Origin of the sequence: Streptomyces sp. NPDC001933, from assembly GCF_042890955.1 — a bacterium.
Taxonomy (GTDB): domain Bacteria; phylum Actinomycetota; class Actinomycetes; order Streptomycetales; family Streptomycetaceae; genus Streptomyces.
Genome location: NZ_JBIASS010000011.1, coordinates 281,462 through 303,937, shown reverse-complemented (window position 1 = coordinate 303,937; position 22,476 = coordinate 281,462). Strand labels below are relative to the sequence as shown.

Annotated in this window: 19 protein-coding genes and 1 pseudogene; 15 read left to right on the top strand and 5 right to left on the bottom strand. The window is 72.0% G+C overall.

From position 1 onward, the window contains the following. Positions 1 to 58: 58 nt before the first annotated feature. Positions 59 to 1,108 (bottom strand): Rv2578c family radical SAM protein, encoded by a 1,050-nt coding sequence (locus ACFYY7_RS26575; RefSeq protein WP_388665158.1) that lies wholly within the window; start codon positions 1,106 to 1,108, stop codon positions 59 to 61. A 149-nt stretch (positions 1,109 to 1,257) separates the two neighbouring features. On the opposite strand from ACFYY7_RS26575, the gene ACFYY7_RS26570 reads away from it, so the two are divergent. From ACFYY7_RS26570 to ACFYY7_RS26550, 5 genes and pseudogenes are all read left to right on the top strand, one after another. Beyond that, positions 1,258 to 1,701: an SRPBCC family protein gene (locus tag ACFYY7_RS26570; RefSeq protein ID WP_329817577.1), complete on the top strand. Its 444-nt coding sequence runs from the start codon at positions 1,258 to 1,260 to the stop codon at positions 1,699 to 1,701. Between the two features lie 188 nt (positions 1,702 to 1,889). Continuing rightward, a complete protein-coding gene (locus ACFYY7_RS26565; RefSeq protein ID WP_388665156.1) occupies positions 1,890 to 4,379 on the top strand; it encodes an MFS transporter in 2,490 nt (829 codons plus the stop codon). 305 nt (positions 4,380 to 4,684) lie between these two features. Continuing rightward, on the top strand, positions 4,685 to 5,041 hold the full coding sequence (locus ACFYY7_RS26560) for a hypothetical protein (RefSeq protein ID WP_388665155.1): 357 nt from the start codon (positions 4,685 to 4,687) through the stop codon (positions 5,039 to 5,041). Between the two features lie 48 nt (positions 5,042 to 5,089). Further along, entirely contained in the window at positions 5,090 to 5,833 is a 744-nt protein-coding gene (locus ACFYY7_RS26555; RefSeq protein WP_388665153.1) for a methyltransferase domain-containing protein, read from the top strand. Between the two features lie 74 nt (positions 5,834 to 5,907). Continuing rightward, positions 5,908 to 6,217, top strand: a pseudogene (locus ACFYY7_RS26550) (IS200/IS605 family accessory protein TnpB-related protein); the annotation flags it as partial. Between the two features lie 101 nt (positions 6,218 to 6,318). Here ACFYY7_RS26550 and ACFYY7_RS26545 read toward each other — a convergent pair. After that, complete coding sequence (locus ACFYY7_RS26545; protein WP_388665152.1) at positions 6,319 to 7,755, bottom strand: amidase; 1,437 nt, start codon at positions 7,753 to 7,755, stop codon at positions 6,319 to 6,321. A 47-nt stretch (positions 7,756 to 7,802) separates the two neighbouring features. Here ACFYY7_RS26545 and ACFYY7_RS26540 point away from each other — a divergent pair, with 47 nt between their 5' ends. From ACFYY7_RS26540 to ACFYY7_RS26530, 3 genes are read left to right on the top strand one after another with little or no spacing between them, the layout of a single operon-like run. After that, on the top strand, positions 7,803 to 8,453 hold the full coding sequence (locus tag ACFYY7_RS26540; RefSeq protein WP_388665150.1) for a TetR/AcrR family transcriptional regulator: 651 nt from the start codon (positions 7,803 to 7,805) through the stop codon (positions 8,451 to 8,453). Continuing rightward, positions 8,450 to 9,415, top strand: coding sequence for an alpha/beta fold hydrolase (locus ACFYY7_RS26535; RefSeq protein ID WP_388665148.1), 966 nt, complete (start codon positions 8,450 to 8,452; stop codon positions 9,413 to 9,415). Before ACFYY7_RS26540 ends, ACFYY7_RS26535 begins: the two co-directional genes overlap by 4 nt. 33 nt (positions 9,416 to 9,448) lie before the next feature. After that, positions 9,449 to 10,003: a DinB family protein gene (locus ACFYY7_RS26530; protein WP_388665146.1), complete on the top strand. Its 555-nt coding sequence runs from the start codon at positions 9,449 to 9,451 to the stop codon at positions 10,001 to 10,003. Between the two features lie 66 nt (positions 10,004 to 10,069). On the opposite strand, the gene ACFYY7_RS26525 is transcribed toward ACFYY7_RS26530, so the two are convergent. From ACFYY7_RS26525 to ACFYY7_RS26515, 3 genes are read right to left on the bottom strand one after another with little or no spacing between them, the layout of a single operon-like run. After that, complete coding sequence (locus ACFYY7_RS26525) at positions 10,070 to 10,477, bottom strand: GntR family transcriptional regulator (RefSeq protein ID WP_388665144.1); 408 nt, start codon at positions 10,475 to 10,477, stop codon at positions 10,070 to 10,072. Positions 10,478 to 10,522: 45 nt separating this feature from the next. Beyond that, complete coding sequence (locus ACFYY7_RS26520) at positions 10,523 to 11,497, bottom strand: ABC transporter permease subunit (RefSeq protein WP_388665143.1); 975 nt, start codon at positions 11,495 to 11,497, stop codon at positions 10,523 to 10,525. After that, the gene (locus tag ACFYY7_RS26515; RefSeq protein ID WP_388665141.1) at positions 11,494 to 12,438 is read right to left on the bottom strand and encodes an ABC transporter ATP-binding protein; all 945 of its coding nucleotides are present in this window, start codon (positions 12,436 to 12,438) and stop codon (positions 11,494 to 11,496) included. Before ACFYY7_RS26515 ends, ACFYY7_RS26520 begins: the two co-directional genes overlap by 4 nt. A gap of 206 nt (positions 12,439 to 12,644) precedes the next feature. Between ACFYY7_RS26515 and ACFYY7_RS26510 the strand changes: the two genes are divergently transcribed. The 7 genes from ACFYY7_RS26510 to asnB all read left to right on the top strand — a co-directional run bounded on the left by ACFYY7_RS26510 (position 12,645) and on the right by asnB (position 22,460). Continuing rightward, positions 12,645 to 13,478 carry a M55 family metallopeptidase gene (locus ACFYY7_RS26510; RefSeq protein ID WP_388665139.1) on the top strand — a complete coding sequence of 278 codons (834 nt, stop codon included), beginning with the start codon at positions 12,645 to 12,647 and terminating at the stop codon, positions 13,476 to 13,478. Then, positions 13,471 to 14,814 carry a M20/M25/M40 family metallo-hydrolase gene (locus tag ACFYY7_RS26505; RefSeq protein ID WP_388665137.1) on the top strand — a complete coding sequence of 448 codons (1,344 nt, stop codon included), beginning with the start codon at positions 13,471 to 13,473 and terminating at the stop codon, positions 14,812 to 14,814. The genes ACFYY7_RS26510 and ACFYY7_RS26505 overlap by 8 nt, the downstream gene beginning before the upstream one ends. A gap of 21 nt (positions 14,815 to 14,835) precedes the next feature. Next, positions 14,836 to 16,815 (top strand): prolyl oligopeptidase family serine peptidase, encoded by a 1,980-nt coding sequence (locus ACFYY7_RS26500; RefSeq protein ID WP_388665135.1) that lies wholly within the window; start codon positions 14,836 to 14,838, stop codon positions 16,813 to 16,815. Then, positions 16,812 to 17,756 (top strand): LD-carboxypeptidase, encoded by a 945-nt coding sequence (locus tag ACFYY7_RS26495; protein WP_388665134.1) that lies wholly within the window; start codon positions 16,812 to 16,814, stop codon positions 17,754 to 17,756. The genes ACFYY7_RS26500 and ACFYY7_RS26495 overlap by 4 nt, the downstream gene beginning before the upstream one ends. Before the next feature lie 127 nt (positions 17,757 to 17,883). Beyond that, on the top strand, positions 17,884 to 19,713 hold the full coding sequence (locus tag ACFYY7_RS26490) for a CocE/NonD family hydrolase (RefSeq protein ID WP_388665132.1): 1,830 nt from the start codon (positions 17,884 to 17,886) through the stop codon (positions 19,711 to 19,713). A gap of 44 nt (positions 19,714 to 19,757) precedes the next feature. Further along, the gene (locus ACFYY7_RS26485) at positions 19,758 to 20,321 is read left to right on the top strand and encodes a GNAT family N-acetyltransferase (protein WP_388665131.1); all 564 of its coding nucleotides are present in this window, start codon (positions 19,758 to 19,760) and stop codon (positions 20,319 to 20,321) included. Positions 20,322 to 20,612: 291 nt separating this feature from the next. After that, positions 20,613 to 22,460 carry an asparagine synthase (glutamine-hydrolyzing) gene (asnB, locus tag ACFYY7_RS26480; protein ID WP_388665129.1) on the top strand — a complete coding sequence of 616 codons (1,848 nt, stop codon included), beginning with the start codon at positions 20,613 to 20,615 and terminating at the stop codon, positions 22,458 to 22,460. Positions 22,461 to 22,476: the final 16 nt, after the last annotated feature.

The following is a 22,476-nucleotide window of genomic DNA, read 5'->3' as shown; positions in this document are numbered from 1 at the left end:
ACCGGGCCGTCCGCGAAGGTCCGGGCGGACCGGGGCGGGTCGGGGCCGGCCGGGCGGATCAGAGGAGGGTCAGCTGCGTGGGCCCGGGGCCGTCGAGCGGTGCGTGCTGTTCCGGTCGCTGTTTCCGGGTGGGGAGCCGTCGTGCCGTGCCGCGGTGCGAGGGGCCGATGTCGAACTCGGCCGCCAGCTCGTGGACGTACCGGGTGATGCGGCGCTGGTACCACTTGGGCGCGTAGGCCCCCTCGGCGTACAGCCGCTCGTACCGCCGCACCAGGTGGGGGTGGTGCTTCCCGAGCCACTGCGTGTACCACTCCCGGGCGCCGGGCCGCAGATGGAGGACGAGCGGGGTCACCGAGGTCGCCCCGGCGGCGGCGATCGCGCGGACGGTGGCGCGCAGCTGGTCCGGATGGTCGCCGAGGAACGGGATGACGGGGGCCATCAGTACGCCGCAGTCGATGCCGTTCTCGCTCAGGGTGCGGACGGCGTCGAGGCGGCGCGCGGGGGAGGGGGTGCCGGGCTCCACGGTGCGCCACAGCGCCTCGTCGACGAAGCCGACGGAGACGGAGATGCCCACGTCGGTGACCTCGGCGGCCTGGCGCAGCAGTTCCAGATCGCGCAGGATCAGCGTCCCCTTGGTCAGGATCGAGAACGGGTTCGCTTGATCGCGCAGGGCCGAGATGATCCCCGGCATCAGGCGGTAGCGGCCCTCGGCGCGCTGGTAGCAGTCGACATTGGTGCCCATCGCGATGTGCGCGCCGTGCCAGCGGCCGGACGCGAGGTGGGTGCGGAGCAGCTCGGGGGCGTTGATCTTGACGACGATCTGGGAGTCGAAGCCGAGGCCGGTGTCGAGATCCAGATAGCTGTGGGTCTTGCGGGCGAAGCAGTAGACGCAGGCGTGCGAGCAGCCGCGGTACGGATTGACGGTCCATTCGAACGGCATCCGCGACGCGCCCGGCACCCGGTTCACGATCGAGCGGGCCCGGATCTCATGGAAGGTGATCCCCCGGAACTCGGGGGTGTCAAAGGTGCGCGTGGTCACCGCGTCGGCGGTGAAGAGCGCGCTGTTCCCGGGCGCGGCGGGGTTCTCGACCAGATTGTCCCAGCGCATGGACGCCTCCTCGGTAGCACTGGACAGAGAATAGAACACTTGTTCCCGTGATCGTTTTCTCCCCTTCGTCCCGGCCCGGATTTTGAGCGGCGTGCCCGAGGTGGTTGGCTCAGCACACCCCCGAACAACCGAGTGCTGGAGGAACAGCCATGGCGCAGGTCGAGGCCACGACAGAGCGAGTCATCGCCGCGGACGCGGAGACGGTGTTCGACGCGCTGGCCGACTACAAGGAGGTCCGCGGCAAGGTGTTGCCCGGACACTTCAGCGAGTACGAGGTGCGCGAGGGCGGTGACGGCGAGGGCACCCTCGTCCACTGGAAGCTCCAGGCCACCAGCAAGCGGGTCCGCGACTGCCTGCTGGAGGTCAGCGAGCCCACCGACGGCCAGCTGGTGGAGAAGGACCGCAACTCCTCGATGGTCACCACCTGGACCGTCACCCCGGCCGGCGAGGGCAGGTCGAAGGCCGTCGTCTCGACCGTCTGGAACGGTGCCGGAGGCATCGGCGGATTCTTCGAGAAGACCTTCGCGCCCAAGGGCCTCGGGCGGATCTACGACGAGCTGCTGCAGAACCTCGCCGCCGAGGTCGAGAAGTAGCCCGCCGGGCTCTTGACCGGCCTCACCGGTTCGGGTGGTTTTCCTGGCCCGTCCAGTGGTGCGCCGTAGTGGCTCCCACCGGGGGCTAAGCCCCCCGAGTGCGCCGTCAGCGCCCCCCGTCGCGTTTGCCCTTCCTTCTCGCCCGATGGCAGAAATGGGCGGCGCAGATGCGACGAGGGGAGCGGCACGTGGTGGGTGGGATCACTCTGTTGGAGGAGGAGCCGGGCGGCACGGGGACCGCCCAGGCTGCGGCCGCGTCACCCGCCGGGCCGCCCTCGCCGCCTTCCGCCGAGGCGGAAGCCGCGGAGGGGGACCGGGCGTCGGTCCCGTACGACGGACCGGAGACCAGTCCCCGGCGCATCCGGCTGATCTTCCTCGGGCTGATGCTCACGCTCCTGCTCGCGGCGCTCGACCAGATGATCGTCGCCACCGCGCTGCCGAAGATCGTCGGCGAGCTGCACGGCCTGGAGAAGATGTCCTGGGCCGTCACCGCTTATCTGCTCGCCTCCACGATCGGACTGCCGATCTACGGAAAGCTCGGCGACCTCTTCGGCCGCAAGGGCGTCTTCCAGTTCGCCATCGTCGTCTTCGTCATCGGCTCCGCGCTCGCCGGCTGGTCCCGCACCATGGGCGAGCTGATCGCCTTCCGCGCCGTCCAGGGCATCGGCGGCGGCGGGCTGATGATCGGGGTCCAGGCGATCATCGCGGATGTCGTGCCGCCCCGGGAACGCGGCCGGTTCATGGGGCTCATCGGCGCCGCGTTCGGCCTCGCGTCCGTGGCGGGCCCGCTGCTCGGCGGCTTCTTCACCGACCATGCCTCCTGGCGCTGGTGCTTCTACATCAACGTCCCGTTCGGCCTGGTCACCCTCGCCGTCATCACCGTCGTACTGAAACTCCCCAGGCCCACCGTCCGGCCCCGGCTCGACGTCCTCGGCGCGCTGCTGCTCGCGGCCGCCTCCACCTGCCTGGTGCTGCTGACCAGTTGGGGCGGTACGGAGTACGCGTGGGGCTCGCGCACCATCCTGGCGCTGGGGGCCGGCGCCCTCGGAACGGCCCTGCTGTTCCTGGTCGTCGAGCACCGGGCGGCCGAACCCATCATCCCGCTGCGGCTGTTCCGCGACTCGATCTTCAACGTCACCGCGCTCGTCGGAGCGATCGTCGGGGTGGGACTGTTCGGTGCCGCCAGCTATCTGCCGACCTTCCTCCAGATGGTCGACGGGGCCACGGCCACCGAATCCGGACTGCTGATGCTCCCGATGATGGGCGGCATCGTCATCGCGTCCGTCGTCTCCGGCCAGCTGATCTCCCGCACCGGGCGCTACCGCGTCCACCCGATCCTCGGCAGTGCGATCTCGGTGGTCGGGATGTGGCTGCTCTCCCGCCTCGAAACCGACACCCCACGGCTCGAATACAGCGTCGCGCAGGCCGTGCTCGGCATCGGGATCGGGCTGATCATGCCGGTCCTGGTGCTCGCCGTGCAGAACTCCGTCGAGCCCGCCGACATCGGCTCCGCCACCAGCGCCAACAACTACTTCCGGCAGATCGGCGGCAGCGTCGGCGCCGCCGTCTTCGGGACGCTCTTCGCGGGCCGTCTCGCGGACGCGCTCGCCGTCCGCCTGCCGTCCGGCGCCGACCTCCCCGACCCCGAGTCGATCACCCCGCAGCTGGTCCACGCCATGGAGCCCGCGCTGCGCGACAGTTATGTCCAGGCGTACGCCGACGCGATGCCGCGGATCTTCCTCTACCTCGTGCCGGTGCTCGCGCTCGGCCTGTTCTTCGCCTTCTTCCTCAAGGAGAAACCGCTGGTGTCCCATCACAGCCCCGAAAACGCCGCCGAGTCCGTGACCGTTCCGGCCGCCCGCACCACCTTCACGAACACGACCACCGAGGCCGCCGCCGCGCCGCCGCCCGTCTACCTGTCGGGAGTGCCGGTCTGCGGCAGCGTCCAGCACCCCGACGGCACGAAGGTACCGCGCGCCGCCCTCACCCTCATCGACGTCCAGGGCCAGCAGGTCGGACGGGGCGCGAGCGGCGACGACGGGCGGTACGCGCTGAGCGTGCCGGGCGCCGGTTCGTACGTGCTCATCGCCGCGGCCGGCGGTCACCAGCCGCAGGCCGTCAGTGTCACCGTGGGCGAACGGCCCGTCGAGCTCGATGTGGTGCTCGGCGGGGCCGGGCGCCTCGCCGGGACCGTCGTCACCGCCGACGGCATCCCCGTGCGCGACGCCGCCGTCACCCTCACCGACGTCCGCGGCGAGGTCGTCGCGTCCACCCGCAGCGGCCGCGAAGGCGGCTATGTGATCTCGGAGCTGGTGGCCGGGGAGTACACCCTCGCCGCCAGCGCCCCCGCCTTCCGGCCCGCCGCGCTGCCGGTGAGCGTGCAGGCGGCCAGGGAGACCCGGCAGGACATCGAGCTCGCCGGCGGCGCGGTGCTGCGCGGCGTCGTACGGGCGAGCGGCGGCCGGCCGGTCGAGGACGCCCGGGTCACGCTCCTGGACGCGGCGGGCAATGTGGTCGACACCCTCACCACGGGCCCCGACGGCGCCTTCCGGTTCGTGGACCTGTCCACCGGCGAGTACACGGTGATCGCGGCGGGGTATCCGCCGGTGGCCACCGTGCTCCAGGTGGCGGGCGGCGGACGCACCGAACGCGACCTCCAACTGGGGCACGAGGACTGAGCGTCCGGAGGGACGACGGGCCGGCCGTCGGCTTCCCCGGCCGGCCCGGACTCATGGCCGGGCCGCTCCGTGGGCTGCCCGGTGCGCCGGGCGGTCGAGCGGCGCGAGACGGTTCTTCGGCGTCACCAGGCACGAGGCGGTCGGCTGCCCCGCCGGTGAACTCCTCCCGATCTCCGGTGTGTTGGTGCGGGCGGAAGAAGAGGGCCGCTCCGGAGGCGCGCCCCGGACCGGACTGCGGACTTGGCCCCGAATTCGACGGACCGCCGGGCGGGAACCTCTCGTATCCGGCGGCGGGCCGGGCCCGGGTGGACGAGCCGGAGCGCGGCCGGATCGACGTCCTGTGGTGGGCCTGCGCACTGGTCGGTCCCGGTGCCGAGCGCCTCCTGGTGCTCGCCGCGGACGTCGGCTGGCCGGGCGGGGACCAGCGGTATCCGGCGACGTGCCTCTACGCCCTCTACGACCCGATCCGTTCCGAGGTCCAGATCGCCGACGCCTTCGAGACCGCGACCGTATGGGTGCGGCCCGGCGACCGTCTGATCCTGTGCACCGTTCGAACAGGCACTCAGTGGGATCCCGGGTCCCGGGTCGCACACCTGGTGAAGTCCCCGCCACGAGCGGGTGGATGCTGTGGGGGTCTTGCCGCGGCCGTTCCGGGAGGGTAGTCCGGTCCTGAGTGGAACGCCGCACGACGAACGGACCCGGGAGCGCGCATGGACGTGTCACAGCATTACCGCGAGGCGTGGGAGGGCTTCTGGGCCGCCACCTCGGACACGCCCGGCGAGGCGATCTGGGACTCCGACCCCTCTCTCACCTCCGTACCCGACACCGAACGTCTGCTGCCGCACGCCGACACCTCGCTGCCCGTCGTCGACCTCGGCTGCGGGAACGGTACGCAGACCCGCTATCTCGCGACCCGTTTCGCCCGCGCGATCGGTGTGGACCTCGCGCACGCGGCCATCGCGCACGCCCGCCGCGCGGACACCGCGGACGTCGCCGAGTTCGCCCAGCTCGATCTTGTCGATGAGGAAGCCGTGGCGGACCTGCACAAGCGGATCGGCGACACCAATGTGTACATGCGAGCGGTGATCCACCAGAGCGAGCCCGGGGCCAGGCCCGCCGTCGCCGCGGCGGTCGCGGCGCTGCTGGGGAAGCGCGGACGGGCCTTCGTCGTCGAACCGACCCCGGCCTCCAAGGATGTGCTCCAGCTGGTGGCGCAGGGGCCGGACGGCCCGCCGGAGAAGCTGCGCCGGGTGCTCCAGCACGGGCTCAAGCCGGCGAGCGCCACGGAGGATGAGGTACGGCGGCTGCTCCAGGAGGCCGGTCTCACCGCACTGGCCGGCGGTGCGACCGCCCTGGCCCAGACCGAGTTCCTGCCCGACGGGTCCCGCGTCGAGTTGCCGTCACGCTGGTTCGTGCTGGCGCCCGCGGTGCGTGGGGACGCAGACCGGCGGTAGCGCGGCGACCTCGATCCCGGCCCGGCCGGAGAGGAGGGCCGCCGCTGTCCGGTCTTGCGGGAGGGGGTGGTGTGGTGGGTGGTGTGCGGGAGTTGGCGGCGCCGTTCTTGGTGTCCGGGCCGTGTGGGGGTGGCCGTCCGGGACCGTCTCCAGCGCCTCACGCCCCTGGACGAGAGGGTTCTGCGCCTGGTGGGTGAGCATCAGACGTCTGGCCTCCCGCGATCTGAAGGCTCGTTGTGCGGATGGTCTGGAGCACGGTGCGGAGACGTGGGCGTCGCGCAAGCGGGGATTGACCGGCGTGTCGTCGTCGCGGATCGCGGGTGCGGCACCAAGGCCACGCGCGACCAGTGGGCGCTCGCCCGCCGCAACGACCGGGCGGACCTGCTCCGGGAGCGTATAGACGGCGCCACCGGCGAGTAGCCGGACCGGACCCGGCCGAGTCGGGCCGGGGTCCGGTCGGGTCCGGTCCTGCGGCGGTGTTCCGCTCAGGCCAGGTCCGCCGCCGGTGTCCGTGTCCCGGCTCGCTCGCCGTAGCGGTGGGCCCACGGCAGGGCCTCCTCCAGTGCGGCCGATATGCCGAGCAGCAGGTCCTCGCGGCCCCATCCGGCCGTGAGCGAGACCCCCAGCGGCAGGCCCTGCGAACTCCAGCCCAGCGGAAGGCTGATGGCCGGGAACCCGGTGGCGTTCGCCAGGACGGTGTTGCCCGTGAACGCGGTCATCGCGGCAAGCTCCGCCGCCGGGTCCGAGTCGTCGCGGAGCCGGCCGACGAGCGTGGGCGGGGCGGTCACGGTCGGGGTGACCACCACGTCCGCTTCCGCGTAGTCGAGCGCCCAGGCGCGGGCGCGGGCCTGCACCAAGCCGATCGAGGCGGCCAGCTCGGCCGCGGTGAACTCCTGTGCACGGGAACGGAGATGGCGGACGATCGGACGCAGGGCCGACTCGTCGAACGCCATGGTCCTGGACCCCACCAGAGCCGTGAACATCACCCGGAAGCCCTCGGTGAGCTCGGGGTCCGGCGCCTGGTCCCGGACGAACACGTCATGGCCGAGCCCGGCCAGCGTACGGGCGGTGAGCTCCGCGGCGGCGGCGACCTCCGGATCCACGGGCGTCCCCGAGACCGACCCCTGGGCGAGTGCGATCCGCAGCCGTGGCACGGGTGCGTCGCAGGCGCGCTCGTAGCTGCCGACCCGGGGCGGATGCACGGTGCCGGCCCCGGTACGGGTGGTCAGCGCGTCCAGGAACGCGGCGGTGTCGCGGACCGTGCGGGCCAGCGGGCCGCGCACGGAGAGCCCCATCCCGTCATTGCCGGCCGGGCCCGCGGTGACGAGCCCCCGGCTGGGCTTGAGCCCGACCACCCCGCAGGCGCTCGCGGGGGAGCGCACCGAACCGGCGGTGTCGCTGCCCTGCGCGATCGGCACCAGCAGCGCACCGACCGCCGCGGCCGCGCCGCCGCTGCTCCCGGCCGCACTCCGGGCGAGGTCGAACGGGCTGCGTGCCGGGGCGGACACCTCGGGCTCGGTGTAGCAGGCGGCCCCGAACTCGGGAACCGTCGTCTTGCCGAGGCTGATCAGCCCGGCGTCGGCCATGACCTCGACGATCTCGTCGTCGTGCTCCGGAACCCAGTCGCGGAACAGCGCGGAGCCCAGCGTGGTGCGCACCCCCGCGGTGGCCTCCAGGTCCTTGACCGCGGTGGGCACGCCGAACAGGCGCGGCAGTCCGGTGCGGTCCGCCGAGCGCAGTACGCGTTCGGCCCCGGCCGCCGCGGTGCGGGCCCGGTCGGCCGACACGGTGGTGAACGCCCCCACCCGGTCGCCGTCCCCGATCCGGGCCAGCAGGTGGTCCACCACCTCGGTCGGGCTCGTCTCGCCACGGTCGTAGGCGGCGGCCAGCTGTAGAGCCGTGAGGTCGTGCAACTCCGTCATGCGCGCTCCCATTGAAGTTTCGTTACGCGTATCGATATGGTGCGGGCATGGTGGTCGAGAAGGCAAGCACTCCCAAGAACGGCCGTCCCCGGGCGGTGACGCTCGACGCGATCCTGGACGCGGCGACCGAGCTGGCCGACGACCGGGGGCTCGATGCCGTGACCTTCCGGGCGCTGGCCGACCGGCTGGAGGTGTCACCGATGGCGATCCACCGCACGACGGGCGGTATCGACGCGCTCCAGCACGCGCTGGTGTCCCGGATCGTCGGCGAGGTGACCCGGTCGGTGGACTGGCCGCAGGACTGGCGCGGCGTCCTCCGGCTCTTCGCCGACACGCTCCACGACCTGCTCATGCGGCACCCCGTCATCCTTGAGGCGCACCGCCGCGCCTCGCTCGTCGGGCCCGGCGCCGACGACGTCGCGTACCGGGTCGTGGCGGCGCTGCGCGACGCGGGGCTCGACGAGGAGGCCGCCGCGTACGCGTACGGCACTCTGCACGACTTCGTCACCGGCCATGTGGCGATCCGCCTCGGCCGGGGCGACCTGGAACTGCACCAGCTCCCGCCGGAACGACGGTCCGCGTCGGTGTTCGCGGACCACCACGACTACGACCGCCGGTTCTCCTTCGGCCTCGACTTCGTCATCGGCGGGATCGCCGCCGCTGCCGCCACCCCCGTATCCCACGAGGAGCAGAGATGACCCCCTCCCCGCAGGACCCGCCGAAGACCTCGCAGACGCCGAAGACCTCGGAGACGCCGGATACGGAACTGCCCGTGACCGACCTGCCCGTGACCGACCTGCCCGTGACCGATCTGCCCGAGACGCACCGTCTGACGGCCCCGGGCGGGCGCCGCATCACGTACTGCTCGTACGGCGACCCCGCTGCCCCGCCCGTGATCGTGCTCCACGGCACCCCCGGCAGCCGCTACGAGGGGCTCGCGCTGCGGCAGGCGGCGACGGACGCGGGCCTGCATCTGGTCTTCCCGGACCGTCCGGGCTACGGCGGGACCGACCCCGTACCCGGTCGCGGCTTCCACCGCTGGAACGACGACTTCGTGGCCCTGCTCGACCACCTCGGCCACGAGCGGGCCACGCTCGTGGCGATCTCGGGCGGAGGCGGGTACGCGCTGTCGGCGGCCCAGCAGCACCCCGGGCGGGTCACGCGGCTGATCCTCGCGTGCGCCGCCGTCCCCGGAGCGCCCCGCTCGGCGTACGCGCGCCGGATCCCGCTGGTCAAGTGGCTGAACCGGATCGTCGTCCGGGCCCCGGTGATCGCCCGGCCGATGCTCGCGGGGAAGGGGATCTTCAAGAAGACGAGGCGCGAGCCGAACCTCGACGCCTGGCCCCGCTCCGACCGGCTGATCATGAGCACCCCGGCCTTCCGGGCCCTGTCCGAGGTGGACACCGCCGAGGGCCAGCGGCAGGGCGTGGACGCAACCATCACCGACCTCGCCGGTTACTCCCGGCCCCTGCCGGACCCGCTGGGCTCGGTCTCCGTACCGACCCTGTTCCTCCACGGCGACGCGGACGGCAACGTCCCCGTCGAGGTGGCGCGCTGGGCGCACGCGCAGATCCCGGGTGCCGAGCTGCGCACCGTCCCCGACGGCGGTCATCTGTTCCTGCTCGCGGACCCGGAGCCGCTCCTGCGGGAATTGACCTGAGCCGGTGGGTCCGGCGGTGTGAGGATGGCCGCCATGACATGGACGGCACCTCACATCGAACGCACGACGGACGACGGCGACCAGCTGAACGTCCCGAGCGCGGCGGACGAGCGGGTCATGCTGGAGGGCTGGCTCCGGTGGCATCGCCAGACGCTGCTCACCAAGTGCGCCGGGCTGACCCCGGCACAGCTCGCCCGCACCACCGCCCAGCCCTCCGGCCTCACCCTCCTCGGCCTGGTGCGGCACATGGCGGAGATCGAACGCTGGTGGTTCCGCCGGAGCTTCGCGGGTGAGCCGATCGGTGATGTCTTCACCGGTCCGGGCGACGGCGACGAGGGGATCGAAGGCGTCGACGCCGCCCACGCCGAGCGCGACTTCGCCGCCTACCGCGCCGAGACCGAGGCGTGCGAGGCCGCCGTGGCGGGGCGCGGCCTCGACGAGACCTTCGTGTACGCCACCCGCGGCCGGACCGTCAGCCTGCGCTGGGTGTACCTGGTGATGATCCAGGAGTACGCCCGCCACAACGGCCACGCGGACTTGCTGCGCGAGCGGACCGACGGCGCCACGGGCGACTACCCCGCACCTTGATGAAGGCGGCCGGCCCCCCACCGGGGGACCGGCCACCACTCGACACGAGGCATACGGTGCCGCGCCTCAGCCGGTGTCCGCCCCGGCCGGATACACGGCCGCGAAGGCCGACCGGAAGAGGGCGTCGACCTCCGGACCGCTGAGGCCCTGTGCCCGCGCCTGGTCCAGCCACTGTGCGAGCGACGTGCGCAAGGGGGAGTCGGCGCCCGCCTGGGGCGGGACGAGGGAGCGGGTGATGAAGGTGCCCGCCCCCTGCCGGACCTCGGCGAGCCCCGCGCGCTCCAGCTCGCGGTACGCCTTGAGGGTGGTGTTCGGGTTGACCTTGGTCTCGGCCGCCACCTGAGCGGCCGTGGGCAGCCGGTCCCCCTCCTCCAGGGCGCCCATGCGCAGCGCCTGTTCGACCTGGCGCACGATCTGGAGGTATGTCGCCACTCCGCTGCGCCGGTCGATACGGAACACGACCACTGCCTTCACCTCCCGTTCGAACGCCGAAACCCTGAGTACCTGCGTCGGCAGGTCCTAGAGGGGCCGACGGGACACCCGCCACAGGACGAACGCGGTGAGCACGACGGTACCCGCGAGCAGGATGCCCGCCCCGGTCCACTGCATGGCCGGCATCTGGTCGAAGCCGAGGTACTTGTACACATTGTTCACGATGCCGTGCTCCTTGACGCACGCGTCCGAGGCCGCCTCGGTCGTCTTGGCGCACAGGCCCCAGCCGTAGAGATGGCCGTCGGCGGAACCGATCCAGCGGTCCACCTCCAACGACTCGTCGAGCCGGGCGGGCATGTCCGCGTCGAGCGGATAGGTGATCGTCCGGGCCGGGGCGAGGTGGACGAGCATCTGGTCCCAGAAGACCCCGACGGCCCCGGCGAGGACGAAGGTGATCGCCATGGACATCAGGACACGGCGGACCAGCACACCGACGGTGATGCCGACGGCGGTCATGAAGAGACAGAGTGCGGGGAGCACCGGACCGGTGGCATCGAACACCGACCCGTCCGACCACTGGCTGGGGAACACCGAACGGTAGGGCTTCCACCACCAGGTGAACAGCGCCGAGAGCACCACGGTGGTCACGAGCACCGACGCGTAGACCCAGGTGAACTTCGTCGCCACCCAGCGCAGGCGTGACACCGACTGGGTGGTGACCAGCTGCGCGGTGCCCTGTTCCTGGTCCCCCGCGATGAGCGGGGCGCCGACGAAGACGGCGAGGATCAGCGGCAGTCCGCCCAGCGCTGTGAGGACGAGTCCCACACCGTCCGAGTCGAACATCGGCTGCGCCAGTTCCTTCCCCGGCCAGCCCGCGGCGTCCAGGATGTCCTTCATGCGGCCGCGCTCGTAGACGAGCCAGGCCGAGCCGAGGACCGTCGCGGCGAGCAGGCTGAGCAGCGCGGCCCGGTGCTGGCGCGCGACGAGCCAGCTCAGCCCGCGCAGCATGCGGGGCCGGGGGGTGCGCCCGGTCCGGGGCGCGTCGGTCAGGGTGGTGCTCATGAGGTGTGGCTCCCTTCGGCCTCGATACGGGCACCGGGCGTGAACAGCGGGGGCGCGTCCGGCGAGCGGAGGTGCGCCAGCAGGACCTCCTCCAGGCTCGGTTCGGCGACCACCCAGTCACCCGACAGCGGGCCGTTCGGGCGGATCAGCGCGTGGAACTGCCGTCCCTGGACGCGGTACTCGATCACGGTGTGCGGTGCCAGCGCGGCGGCCGGGTCCCCGTCCGTGGCGAGTCCGGTCACCAGCGAGTGGGCCGGGACGAGCGCGTCCGCGTCGCCCGCCATCCGGATCCTGCCGTCGGCCAGGACGAGCAGGTAGTCGCACATGTCCTCCAGCTCGGAGAGCATGTGGGAGGACATCACGACCGTGGTCCCGCGCTCGACGGCCTCCGACATCAGCAGGGTGCTCATGTCGTGGCGGGCCAGCGGGTCGAGGTCGGACATCGGCTCGTCGAGCAGCAGCAGGTCGGGCCGCTTGCCGAAGGCCAGGGCGAACGCGACCCGGGTGCGCTGGCCGCCGGAGAGCGTGCCGACCCGGGCGTCCATCGGCACCTGTCCGGACCGCACGATCCGCTCCGCCGCGGCCATGTCCCAGCCGGGGTTGAGCTCGGCGCCCATGCGCAGCGTCTCGGCCACGGTGAACCGCTTGAACAGCGGCTTGTCCTGGCCGAGGAATGCGAACTTCGGCATGACCTCGGGGTCGTCCACGGGTACGCCGAAGATACGGAGGTCACCTCCCGTGGGCTGCACCTGACGGGTCGTGATGCCCAACAGGGTGCTCTTTCCCGCTCCGTTGGGGCCGACGAGACCGCAGATCCGGCCGGCCGGCAGCCGGAACGAGATGTCCTGCAGCGCCCAGCCGCGACGGTAGCGCTTACCCAGACCGCGGGCCTCCAGGGCCCATGCTCCGGACCCGCCGTCCGGAGTGAATGCGTCTGCCATGCACCTAGCCTCAATTCCATTAGTTAATTAATGGAATCATGGTCTTGGGTGGTGGAAAGTGTCAAGGCGCGGCAGGTGGCCGCCCCGGCGGGATGTCCGTGATGCGGCTGTTCGGGGTGTGCGTCGCACTCTCTTCGGAGGACTGGACCATTGAACGTCTCTGTGGCTCTGGCCTGGCGGTTCCCGGGCGCGTAGCGTGGCCCGGCATGAAGATCCTGATCAGCGCGGACATGGAAGGCGCCACCGGTGTGACCTGGCCGGGCGATGTGCTGCCGGGCACTCCCCAATGGGAGCGGTGCCGTTCCATGTTCACCTCCGACGTGAACGCGGCGGCGCTCGGCTTCTACGACGGCGGCGCGGACGAGGTCCTCGTCAACGAGGCCCACTGGTCCATGCGCAACCTTCTGCTGGAACGGCTCGACGACCGGGTCCAGATGCTCACCGGCCGGCACAAGACGCTCTCCATGGTCGAGGGCGTCCAGCACGGTGACGTCGACGCCATCGCCTTCATCGGCTACCACACGGGTGCCGGCACGGAGGGCGTGCTCGCGCACACCTATCTCGCCAACTCCATCACCGGGGTCTGGCTCAACGGCGCCCGCGCGAGCGAGGGGCTGCTGAACGCGCATGTGGTGGCCGAGTACGGGGTGCCCGTCGTCCTCGTCACCGGCGACGACCTGACCTGCGTGGACGCCGAGGGCTACGCCCCGAGGGCCCGCAAGGTCGCCGTCAAGGACTACGTGTCGCGGTACGCGGCGGTCTGCCGCACCCCGGCCCGTACCGCAGCCGACATCCGCGCCGCCGCGAAGGAAGCCGCCGCGCTCGCCGTGCGGCACACACCGGTGGAGGGCGGACCCTTCACCGTGGAGCTGGAGTTCGACGCCGAGCACCTGGCCCAGGCGGCCACCGTCGTCCCCGGCGTTGCGGCCGGTGGCGAACGGCGCGTCGCCTACACCAGCGCGACGATGTACGAAGCAATCCGCACGTTCAAGGCGGTGACGACGATCGTGTCGTCCGCCGTGGAGGAGCAGTATGGCTGAGCCGACCGGTCCCCGGGAGAGCGTCGACCAGCAGGCGCTGGACGAATCGGTGACGTTCACCTCCGAACTGATCCGGATCGACACCACCAACCGCGGCGGCGGCGACTGCCGGGAGCGCCCGGCCGCCGAGTACGTCGCCGAACGGCTGGCCGCCGCCGGTCTTGAGCCCACCCTGCTGGAGCGCACCCCCGGGCGTACCAATGTGGTCGCCCGGATCCCCGGCACCGACCCGTCCGCCGACGCCCTGCTCGTCCACGGCCACCTCGACGTGGTCCCGGCCGAGGCGGCCGACTGGACCGTGCACCCCTTCTCCGGCGAGGTCCGCGACGGAGTCGTCTGGGGACGCGGCGCCATCGACATGAAGAACATGGACGCGATGGTCCTGGCCGTCGTACGCGCCTGGGCGCGGGCCGGCATCCGGCCCCGCCGCGACGTCGTGATCGCGTACACCGCCGACGAGGAGGCGAGCGCGGAGGACGGCTCCGGCTTCCTCGCCGACCGGCACGCCGGGCTCTTCGAGGGCTGCGCGGAGGGCATCAGCGAATCCGGCGCCTTCACCTTCCACGCCGGACCCGACCTGCCGCTCTACCCGATCGCCGCCGGTGAACGCGGCACCGCCTGGCTGAAGCTCACCGCACACGGCAAGGCCGGGCACGGCTCCAAGGTCAACAGGAACAACGCGGTCAGCTCCCTCGCCGCCGCCGTGGCCCGGATCGGCGAGCACGAATGGCCCGTCCGGCTCACCCCGACGGTCCGCGCCGCGCTCACCGAGATCGCCGCGCTGCACGGCATCCACCCCGACCTGGACGCCCCCGGCTTCGACGTCGACGAACTGCTCGGCAAGCTCGGCCCCGCCGCCGACCTGGTCGCGCCGACCGTCCGCAACAGCTCCAACCCGACCATGCTGGAGGCCGGGTACAAGGTCAACGTGATCCCGGGCCACGCCACCGCCTTCATCGACGGCCGGATGGTGCCCGGCGGCGAGGACGAGTTCCACGCCACCCTGGACCGGCTGACCGGCCCCGACGTCGACTGGGAGTTCCACCACCGCGAGGTCCCGCTCCAGGCCCCGGTCGACTCGCCGACCTTCGCGAAGCTGCGCGCCGCGATCGAACGCTTCGACCCGGCCGGCCACACCGTCCCGTACTGCATGTCGGGCGGCACGGACGCCAAGCAGTTCTCCCGGCTGGGCATCACCGGATACGGCTTCTCACCGCTGAAGCTGCCCGTCGGCTTCGACTACCAGGCGCTGTTCCACGGCGTCGACGAACGCGTCCCCGTCGACGCCCTGCACTTCGGTGTCCGGGTCCTCGACCACTACCTGCGTACTGCCTGACCGCTACAGGGGGAATCGATCATGCTGCCCACCGGGGCTCACGGAACCTGGCCGTCGCCGATCGACGCCGCGCTCGCCGCCTCCCACGACGGACGCCCGGAGTACGTCGGCGCCGTCGGCGACGAGGTGTGGTGGACGGAGCCGCGCCCGGCCGAGGCGGGCCGCCGCGCCCTGGTCCGCCGCCGGGCGGACGGGAGCACAGACACCGTGCTGCCCGCACCGTGGAACGTACGGAGCCGGGTCATCGAGTACGGCGGAGTGCCCTGGGCGGGGACCGCGCGGGCCGAGGGCGGCCCGCTGATCGTCTTCGTCCACTTCGCCGACCAGCGGCTGTACGCCTACGCCCCCGACGGGCCGGGCGAACCCGTGCCGCTCACCCCGGCCACGGCCACCGGTGGCGGGCTGCGCTGGGCCGACCCGCAGCTCCATCCCGACCGGGGCGAGGTGTGGTGCGTCCTGGAGGAGTTCACCGGAGAGGGCCCCACCGAGCTGCGCCGGGTGATCGCCGCCGTACCCCTGGACGGCTCGGCCGCCGAAGACCGCGGCGCGGTACGTGAACTCACCGACGACAGCAGCCGGTTCGTCACCGGGCCGAAGCTCTCGCCCGACGGGCGGCAGGCTGCCTGGATCGCCTGGGACCACCCCCGGATGCCGTGGGACGGCACCGAGGTGATGCTCGCGGACGTCGCCGCGGACGGCACCTTCCACCACCCCCGGTCCTTCGCCGGCGGACCCGAGGAATCGGTGCCGCAGATCGAGTGGGGCGCCGACGGGCAACTGCTCCTCGCCAGCGACCACAGCGGCTGGTGGAACCTCTACCGGGCCGATCCGGACCGGGGCATGGTCGCGCTCTGCCCCCGCGAGCAGGAGTTCGCCGGACCGCTCTGGAAGATCGGGCTCAGCTGGTTCCGGCCGCTGGACAACGGGCTGATCGCCACCATCCACGGCAAGGGCACCACCACGCTCGGCATCCTCGACCCGCAGACCGGCGAACTCGTCGACGTCGCCGGACCCTGGACCGAATGGGCCGAGACGCTGGCCGTGCACGGCAGCCGGGTCTTCGGCGTCGCGGCGAGCCCGCACAGCGCCTTCGAGGTGGTGGAGCTGGACACCGCGACCGGCCGCACCCGGGTCATCGGGGCACCGCACAAGGACGCCGTCGACCCCGCGTACTACCCCCGCCCCGAGGACCGCACCTTCACCGGGCCCGACGGACGTGAGATCCACGCCCACATCTACCCGCCGCGCAACCCCGACCGGACCGGCCCCGAGGACGAGCGGCCGCCCTACGTGGTCTGGGCGCACGGCGGCCCCACCGGCCACGCCGCACTCGTGCTCGACCTGGAGATCGCCTACTTCACCTCGCGCGGCATCGGCGTCGCCGAGGTCAACTACGGTGGCTCCACCGGCTACGGCAGGGCCTACCGCAACCGGCTGCGCGAACAGTGGGGCGTCGTCGACGTCGAGGACTGCGCGGCCGTCGCCGAGGCGCTGGCCGACGAGGGCACGGCCGACCGGCGGCGGCTCGCCGTCCGGGGCGGCAGCGCCGGCGGCTGGACCACCGCGGCCTCACTGACCGGCACCGATGTCTACGCCTGCGGGACGATCATCTACCCCATCCTCGACCTGACCGGCTGGGGAACGGACGAGACCCACGACTTCGAGTCGCGGTACCTGGAGTCCCTGGTGGGCCCGCTCGCCGAAGTCCCGGAACGCTACCGCGAACGCTCGCCGGTCGGCCGCGTCGACCGGCTGGCCACCCCCTTCCTGCTGCTCCAGGGGCTGGACGACCCGATCTGCCCGCCCGTCCAGTGCGAGCGGTTCCTGGCCGCGCTCGACGGACGCGGCATCCCGCACGCCTACCTCACCTTCGAGGGCGAGGGACACGGGTTCCGGCGCGCCGACACCATGATCCGCGCCCTGGAGGCCGAACTCTCCCTGTACGCACAGACCTTCGGGATCGACCGCACCGACGTACCGCGGCTGGAGCTGAAGAAGTGACCCTCGCACCGCTGACCCGCCCGGCCCGGCTGCGCCCGGGGGCCAGGATCGCCGTCGTGTCACCGAGCGGACCGGTGCCCGCCGACCGGCTCGAAGCGGGCCTGGACATCCTGCGCGGCTGGGGCCTGGAACCCGTCGAGGCACCCCACGCCCGCGACGTCCACCCGGAGCTGGACTACCTCGGCGGCACGGACGGGGCGAGGGCCAGGGATCTCCAGGAGGCCTGGTGCGACCCGTCCGTGGACGCGGTGATCTGCGCCCGGGGAGGGTACGGCGTGCACCGGATGGTCGACCTGGTCGACTGGGCGGCGATGCGCGCGGCCGGACCCAAGGTCTTCGTCGGCTACAGCGACATCACCGTGCTCCACGAGGCGTTCGCGCAGCGCATGGGGCTCGCCACCCTGCACGGCCCGATGGCCGGCACCGAGACCTTCCTCAAGGACCCGGACACCCAGGAGTCCCTGCGGGCCACCCTGTTCGAGCCCGAATCGGTGCGGACCCTCGGCCTGCCCGCGGCGCGGGCGCTGGTCCCCGGCCGGGCCCGCGGGATCACCTACGGCGGCTGTGTCAGCCTGCTCGCCGCCGACCTCGGCACACCGCATGCCCGGACCTCGGCCCGGGGCGGGCTGCTGGTGATCGAGGACACCACCGAGGACCCGTACAGCATCGACCGCATCCTCACCCAACTGCTGCGGGCCGGGGCGCTCGACGGGATCGCGGGGGTGGCCTGCGGCTCCTGGGCGGGCTGCGGCCCGTACGAGGAGGTGCGGGCCGTGCTCGCCGACCGGCTCGGCCCGCTGGGCGTACCCGTCGTCGAGGAGCTGGGCTTCGGGCACGGCCCGACGACGCTCACGATCCCGCTCGGGGTGCCCGCCGTGCTGGACGCCCCGGCCGGCGGCGGCCCCGCCACCCTGACCGTCGAGCTGCCCGCACTGCGCTGAACGGCGGCGAATCGTAAAGAAGTTGGGCATCGTTCGGGAAACGCCCTTCCGGTCGTTGACATCACTATGACGCGTGTCACAGCATGAGCGCGGTTCATTACTTACTGGTTGGTAAGTCGTCCTCGGTGTGGAGGTCTTCGTGTCGCGTGCTGTTTCCCGCCCCCGGTCCGGCTATCGGAGGTTCTCCCGGAAGTCGGTCGCGTACGTGGCCGGGGCCGCGCTCGCCGCACCGCTGGTCCTCACCGGTGCGGCGCGCGCGACCGCGGCCGAGCCTTCCCAATACACTGTCACCCCGCTGAAGTTCACCATTCAGGCGGGTGGCCGTTCCTGCACCGTCGACGCCGATCTGTACCGCCCCGCCGGGGTCGACGCACAGCATCCGGCCCCCGCCGTACTCGCCACCAACGGCTTCGGCGGCAGCAAGTCGGACGGCTCGACCGACGCCATCGGCAAGGCCTTCGCCTCCCGCGGCTACGTCGGCCTCGTCTACTCCGGCCTCGGCTTCGGCAGGTCGGGCTGTCTCATCACCCTCGACGACCCGGCCATCGACGGCAAGGCGGCCGCCGGGCTCATCGACTTCCTCGCCGGGACCCGCGCCGCCGACGACGGGGCCAAGGCCGACTACGTCACCCGGGACGGCAGCGGCGACCCCAGGGTCGGCATGATCGGCGGCTCGTACGGCGGCGCCATCCAGATGGCCACCGCGGCCGTCGACCGGCGCGTGGACGCCCTCGTACCACTGATCACCTGGAACGACCTCGCATACGCGCTCGCCCCGAACAACGCCGGAACCCGCGCAGGCGTCTCGTCCGACACCGCCGGGGTCTTCAAATGGCAGTGGACCAACGGCTTCTACCTCATGGGGGAGGGGCAGACGATCCTCAACGCAAGCCTCGACCCGTCCCGGTTCAACAACCTCACCTGCCTGCACTTCGCGTCCAAGGCGTGCGACACCATCCGGCTGCTCAACTCCGGCCGCTACCCGGCCGACCGGACCACCGAGATGCTCGACTACGCGCGCAGCGTCTCGCCCGTCGACCACCTCGGCAAGGTCAAGGCGCCCACCCTGCTCGTCCAGGGCCAGGCCGACAGCCTGTTCAACCTGAACGAGGCCACCGCCACGTACGAGACCCTCAAGGCGCAGGGCACCACGGCCAAGATGATCTGGCAGGCCTGGGGCCACAGCGGCGGGCAGGCGCCCGGCGAACTCGACCTGGGCAAGGGCAACCTGGAGACCAGCTACGTGGGGCAGCGCGTCCTCGCCTGGTTCGACCGCTACCTCCAGCACCGGAAGAACACCGACACCGGGCCCGACTTCGCCTACTACCGCGACTGGCAGAGCGGATACGGCACCGCGGACTCCGTACCGGCGCTCTCGCAGAAGCTGTACCTGTCCGGCGACGGGAAACTCGTCGACAACCGGTCCAAGGTCGCCCGGGGCAGCCGCCAGTACGCCAACTGGCTCGTTCCCACCAGCCATTCGGAGAGCTCGCTCGCCGGACTGATCGGGCTGCCCGACCCCAAGCCCTATGACACCAAGGGCACCTACCTCGGCTGGACCAGCGCCCCGCTGACCTCGCCCCTCGATGTCGTCGGCGCCCCGAAGGCCACCCTGAAGGTCGTCTCGCCGAAGACGGAGCGGGTCCAGAACAGCGGCGACGCCGCCGACAAGCTCGTCCTGTTCGCCAAGGTCTACGACGTCGCCCCGGACGACGGCAGGACGCTGGTGAACCGGCTGGTCTCCCCGGTGCGGGTGCCGGACGTCACCCGCCCGTTCACCGTGCACCTCCCGGGCGTCGTCCACCGGTACGAAGCGGGCCACCGGCTCGAATTCGTGATCGCGGCGAGCGACAGCGCGTACTCGGGCAACCGGGGGATCAAGCCGGTCACGGTGGTCAGCGCCCCGGAGGACACCGGTGTGCTGGAGCTTCCGGCGGTCGGCGGCCGGCTGAAGTGACGTCGTCGGCCGGGTGACCGGTCCGGACGCTCTAAGCTGCCGGGATGCCTGAAAGCGACTACCTGGCCGTGGGGCGGCGCACGGCGATCCGCCCCATCACGCAGGCCGATGCCGAGGAGTTCACCACCCGGGCGCGGGAGAGCCGGGACACGCACCGTCCCTGGCTCTTCCCGCCCGACGACGCCCGCGCGTACGCCGCCTACGCGGGCCGGCTGATCGACGACCCCACGAGGGCCGGCTTCCTCGTCTGCGAACGCGGCGGCGGCAGCACTCCCGCCGACCCGATCGCGGGGTTCATCAACATCAACAACATCGTCGCCGGAGGGTTCCGCTGCGGCGCGCTCGGCTACGGGGCCTTCGCCCACGCGCTGGGACGCGGTCTGATGAGCGAAGGGCTGGAACTGGTCCTGCGGTACGCCTTCGGGCCGCTCGGGCTGCACCGCCTCGAAGCCAACATCCAGCCCGGGAACGAGGGCTCGCTCGCCCTGGTGCGACGGGCCGGATTCCGTCTCGAAGGCTTCTCGCCGGACTTCCTCTTCATCGACGGAGCCTGGCGCGACCACGAGCGGTGGGCGATCACGGCCGAGATGGCCGGCCAGAAGTCCTGAGCGCGGTGGGTGCGCCGGCCGGCCGGTGCACCCCACTGGCCCACTCGGGGTTGGGCAAGTCTTTGCCGATGGCCGATTCGGCATCCCCGCCGGGCCCACGAGCCCTTCCCGCACGGGTTCCGGCGTACGGCACTCCGTACAGGAAGCGGAAAAGCGCGGCCGAAAGTATGGGGGCGCGCCGCCGTCCAAGTAACGACCGTGTTGACCGTACGCAACCGTAGGAAGAGGCTCGTCATATAGCTGCTAGATACAAGTGGTTCTGCCGGGCGGGACCGGATCGGGAGGACGCGTATGTGTGGCATCACGGGCTGGATCTCCTTCGACCGCGATCTACGGGCGGCGGAGGCGGCCACGACCCTGGACGCGATGACGGAGACCATGTCGTGCCGGGGCCCCGACGACCGGGGGACCTGGACCGACGGGCACGCCGCGCTCGGCCACCGGCGGCTCGCGATCATCGACCTCCCCGGCGGACGCCAGCCCATGGCCGTCGACACCCCCGAGGGGCCGGTGGCCCTCGTCTACTCCGGCGAGGCGTACAACTTCACCGCACTGCGCGGCGAACTGACCGCCCGCGGCCACCGGTTCACCACCGACTCGGACACCGAGGTCGTGCTGCGCGGCTACCTGGAGTGGGGCGAGGCCCTCGCCGAGCGGCTCAACGGCATGTACGCCTTCGCGCTCTGGGACGGCCGCCACGACCGGCTCGTCATGATCCGCGACCGGATGGGCGTCAAGCCCTTCTACTACTGGCCGACCCCCGACGGTGTGCTCTTCGGCTCGGAGCCCAAGGCCATCCTCGCCAACCCGCTGGCCCGCCCCCGGGTGACCCTCGACGGGCTGCGGGAGCTCTTCACCGTCGTCAAGACCCCGGGCCACGCCGTCTGGGACGGCATGCACGAGGTGGAGCCCGGCACGGTCGTCACCGTGGACCGCGGCGGCCTGCACCGGCACGTCTACTGGCGGCTGGAGACCCGCCCGCACACCGACGACCGCGACACCACGGTCGCCACCGTACGGTCACTGCTCGACGACATCGTCCGCCGCCAGCTGGTCTCCGACGTACCCCGCTGCGTCCTGCTCTCCGGCGGACTCGACTCGTCGGCGGTCACCGCGCTCGCCGCCCGGCAGCTCGCCGAGAGCGGCGAGAAGGTCCGCACCTTCGCCGTCGACTTCGTGGGACGCACCGAGAACTTCGTCCCCGATGAACTGCGCACCACCCCCGACACCCCGTTCGTGCACGACGTGGCCCAGCAGTCGGGCACCCTGCACCGGGACATCGTGCTCGACCCCGACACCCTCGCCGACCCGGAGGTACGGGCCAGGATGATCCGGGCCCGGGACCTGCCCATGGGCTTCGGCGACATGGACGCCTCGCTCTATCTGCTCTTCCGGGCCATCCGCGAGCACTCGACCGTCGCACTGTCCGGCGAGTCCGCCGACGAGGTCTTCGGCGGCTATCTCCAGTTCTTCGACGAGCGGGCCCGCACCGCCGACACCTTCCCCTGGCTGGTGCGGATGGCCGAGCACTTCGGCGAGGACTCGGACGTGCTCCGCGACGACCTCGGCCGCGCCCTCGACCTGGAGGGCTACGTCCGCCGCAGTTACGGGGCCGCCGTCGCCGGCATCGAACGGCTCCCCGGCGAGAGCGACTTCGAGTACCGCATGCGCAGGATCTGCCACCTCCACCTGACCCGGTTCGTGCGCGTCCTGCTCGACCGCAAGGACCGGGCGAGCATGGCCGTCGGCCTGGAGGTCCGGGTGCCGTTCTGCGACCACAGGCTCGTCGAGTACGTCTACAACGCGCCCTGGGCCCTCAAGTCCTTCGACGGCAGGGAGAAGAGCCTGCTGCGCGAGGCCACCGCCGATCTGCTGCCGCAGTCGGTGTACGACAGGACCAAGAGCCCCTACCCGTCGACCCAGGACCCCAAGTACGCCCTGGCCCTGCAGGAGCAGGCCCGCGAGCTGCTCGCACGTCCGGACCACCGCGTGTTCGACCTGATCGACCGAGACCGGCTCCGCAGGGCGGCCGACCACGGTGCGCCCCAGGTCACCGCGGCCTCCCGCCGCGGCCTGGAACGCACCCTGGACCTCGCCACCTGGCTGGACCTGTACGAACCCGAGCTGGTCCTCGGCTGAGCGGCCCGCCCGGCCG

Bases quoted from the DNA above. Each gene is read 5' to 3' on its own strand.
- ACFYY7_RS26520 (WP_388665143.1), bottom strand. From the start codon at position 11,497: ATGAGCACCACCCTGACCGACGCGCCCCGGACCGGGCGCACCCCCCGG.
- asnB (WP_388665129.1), top strand. From the start codon at position 20,613: ATGTGTGGCATCACGGGCTGGATCTCCTTCGACCGCGATCTACGGGCG.
- ACFYY7_RS26485 (WP_388665131.1), top strand. From the start codon at position 19,758: ATGCCTGAAAGCGACTACCTGGCCGTGGGGCGGCGCACGGCGATCCGC.
- ACFYY7_RS26555 (WP_388665153.1), top strand. From the start codon at position 5,090: ATGGACGTGTCACAGCATTACCGCGAGGCGTGGGAGGGCTTCTGGGCC.
- ACFYY7_RS26535 (WP_388665148.1), top strand. From the start codon at position 8,450: ATGACCCCCTCCCCGCAGGACCCGCCGAAGACCTCGCAGACGCCGAAG.
- ACFYY7_RS26510 (WP_388665139.1), top strand. From the start codon at position 12,645: ATGAAGATCCTGATCAGCGCGGACATGGAAGGCGCCACCGGTGTGACC.
- ACFYY7_RS26570 (WP_329817577.1), top strand. From the start codon at position 1,258: ATGGCGCAGGTCGAGGCCACGACAGAGCGAGTCATCGCCGCGGACGCG.
- ACFYY7_RS26500 (WP_388665135.1), top strand. From the start codon at position 14,836: ATGCTGCCCACCGGGGCTCACGGAACCTGGCCGTCGCCGATCGACGCC.
- ACFYY7_RS26545 (WP_388665152.1), bottom strand. From the start codon at position 7,755: ATGACGGAGTTGCACGACCTCACGGCTCTACAGCTGGCCGCCGCCTAC.
- ACFYY7_RS26530 (WP_388665146.1), top strand. From the start codon at position 9,449: ATGACATGGACGGCACCTCACATCGAACGCACGACGGACGACGGCGAC.
- ACFYY7_RS26515 (WP_388665141.1), bottom strand. From the start codon at position 12,438: ATGGCAGACGCATTCACTCCGGACGGCGGGTCCGGAGCATGGGCCCTG.
- ACFYY7_RS26505 (WP_388665137.1), top strand. From the start codon at position 13,471: ATGGCTGAGCCGACCGGTCCCCGGGAGAGCGTCGACCAGCAGGCGCTG.
- ACFYY7_RS26540 (WP_388665150.1), top strand. From the start codon at position 7,803: ATGGTGGTCGAGAAGGCAAGCACTCCCAAGAACGGCCGTCCCCGGGCG.
- ACFYY7_RS26575 (WP_388665158.1), bottom strand. From the start codon at position 1,108: ATGCGCTGGGACAATCTGGTCGAGAACCCCGCCGCGCCCGGGAACAGC.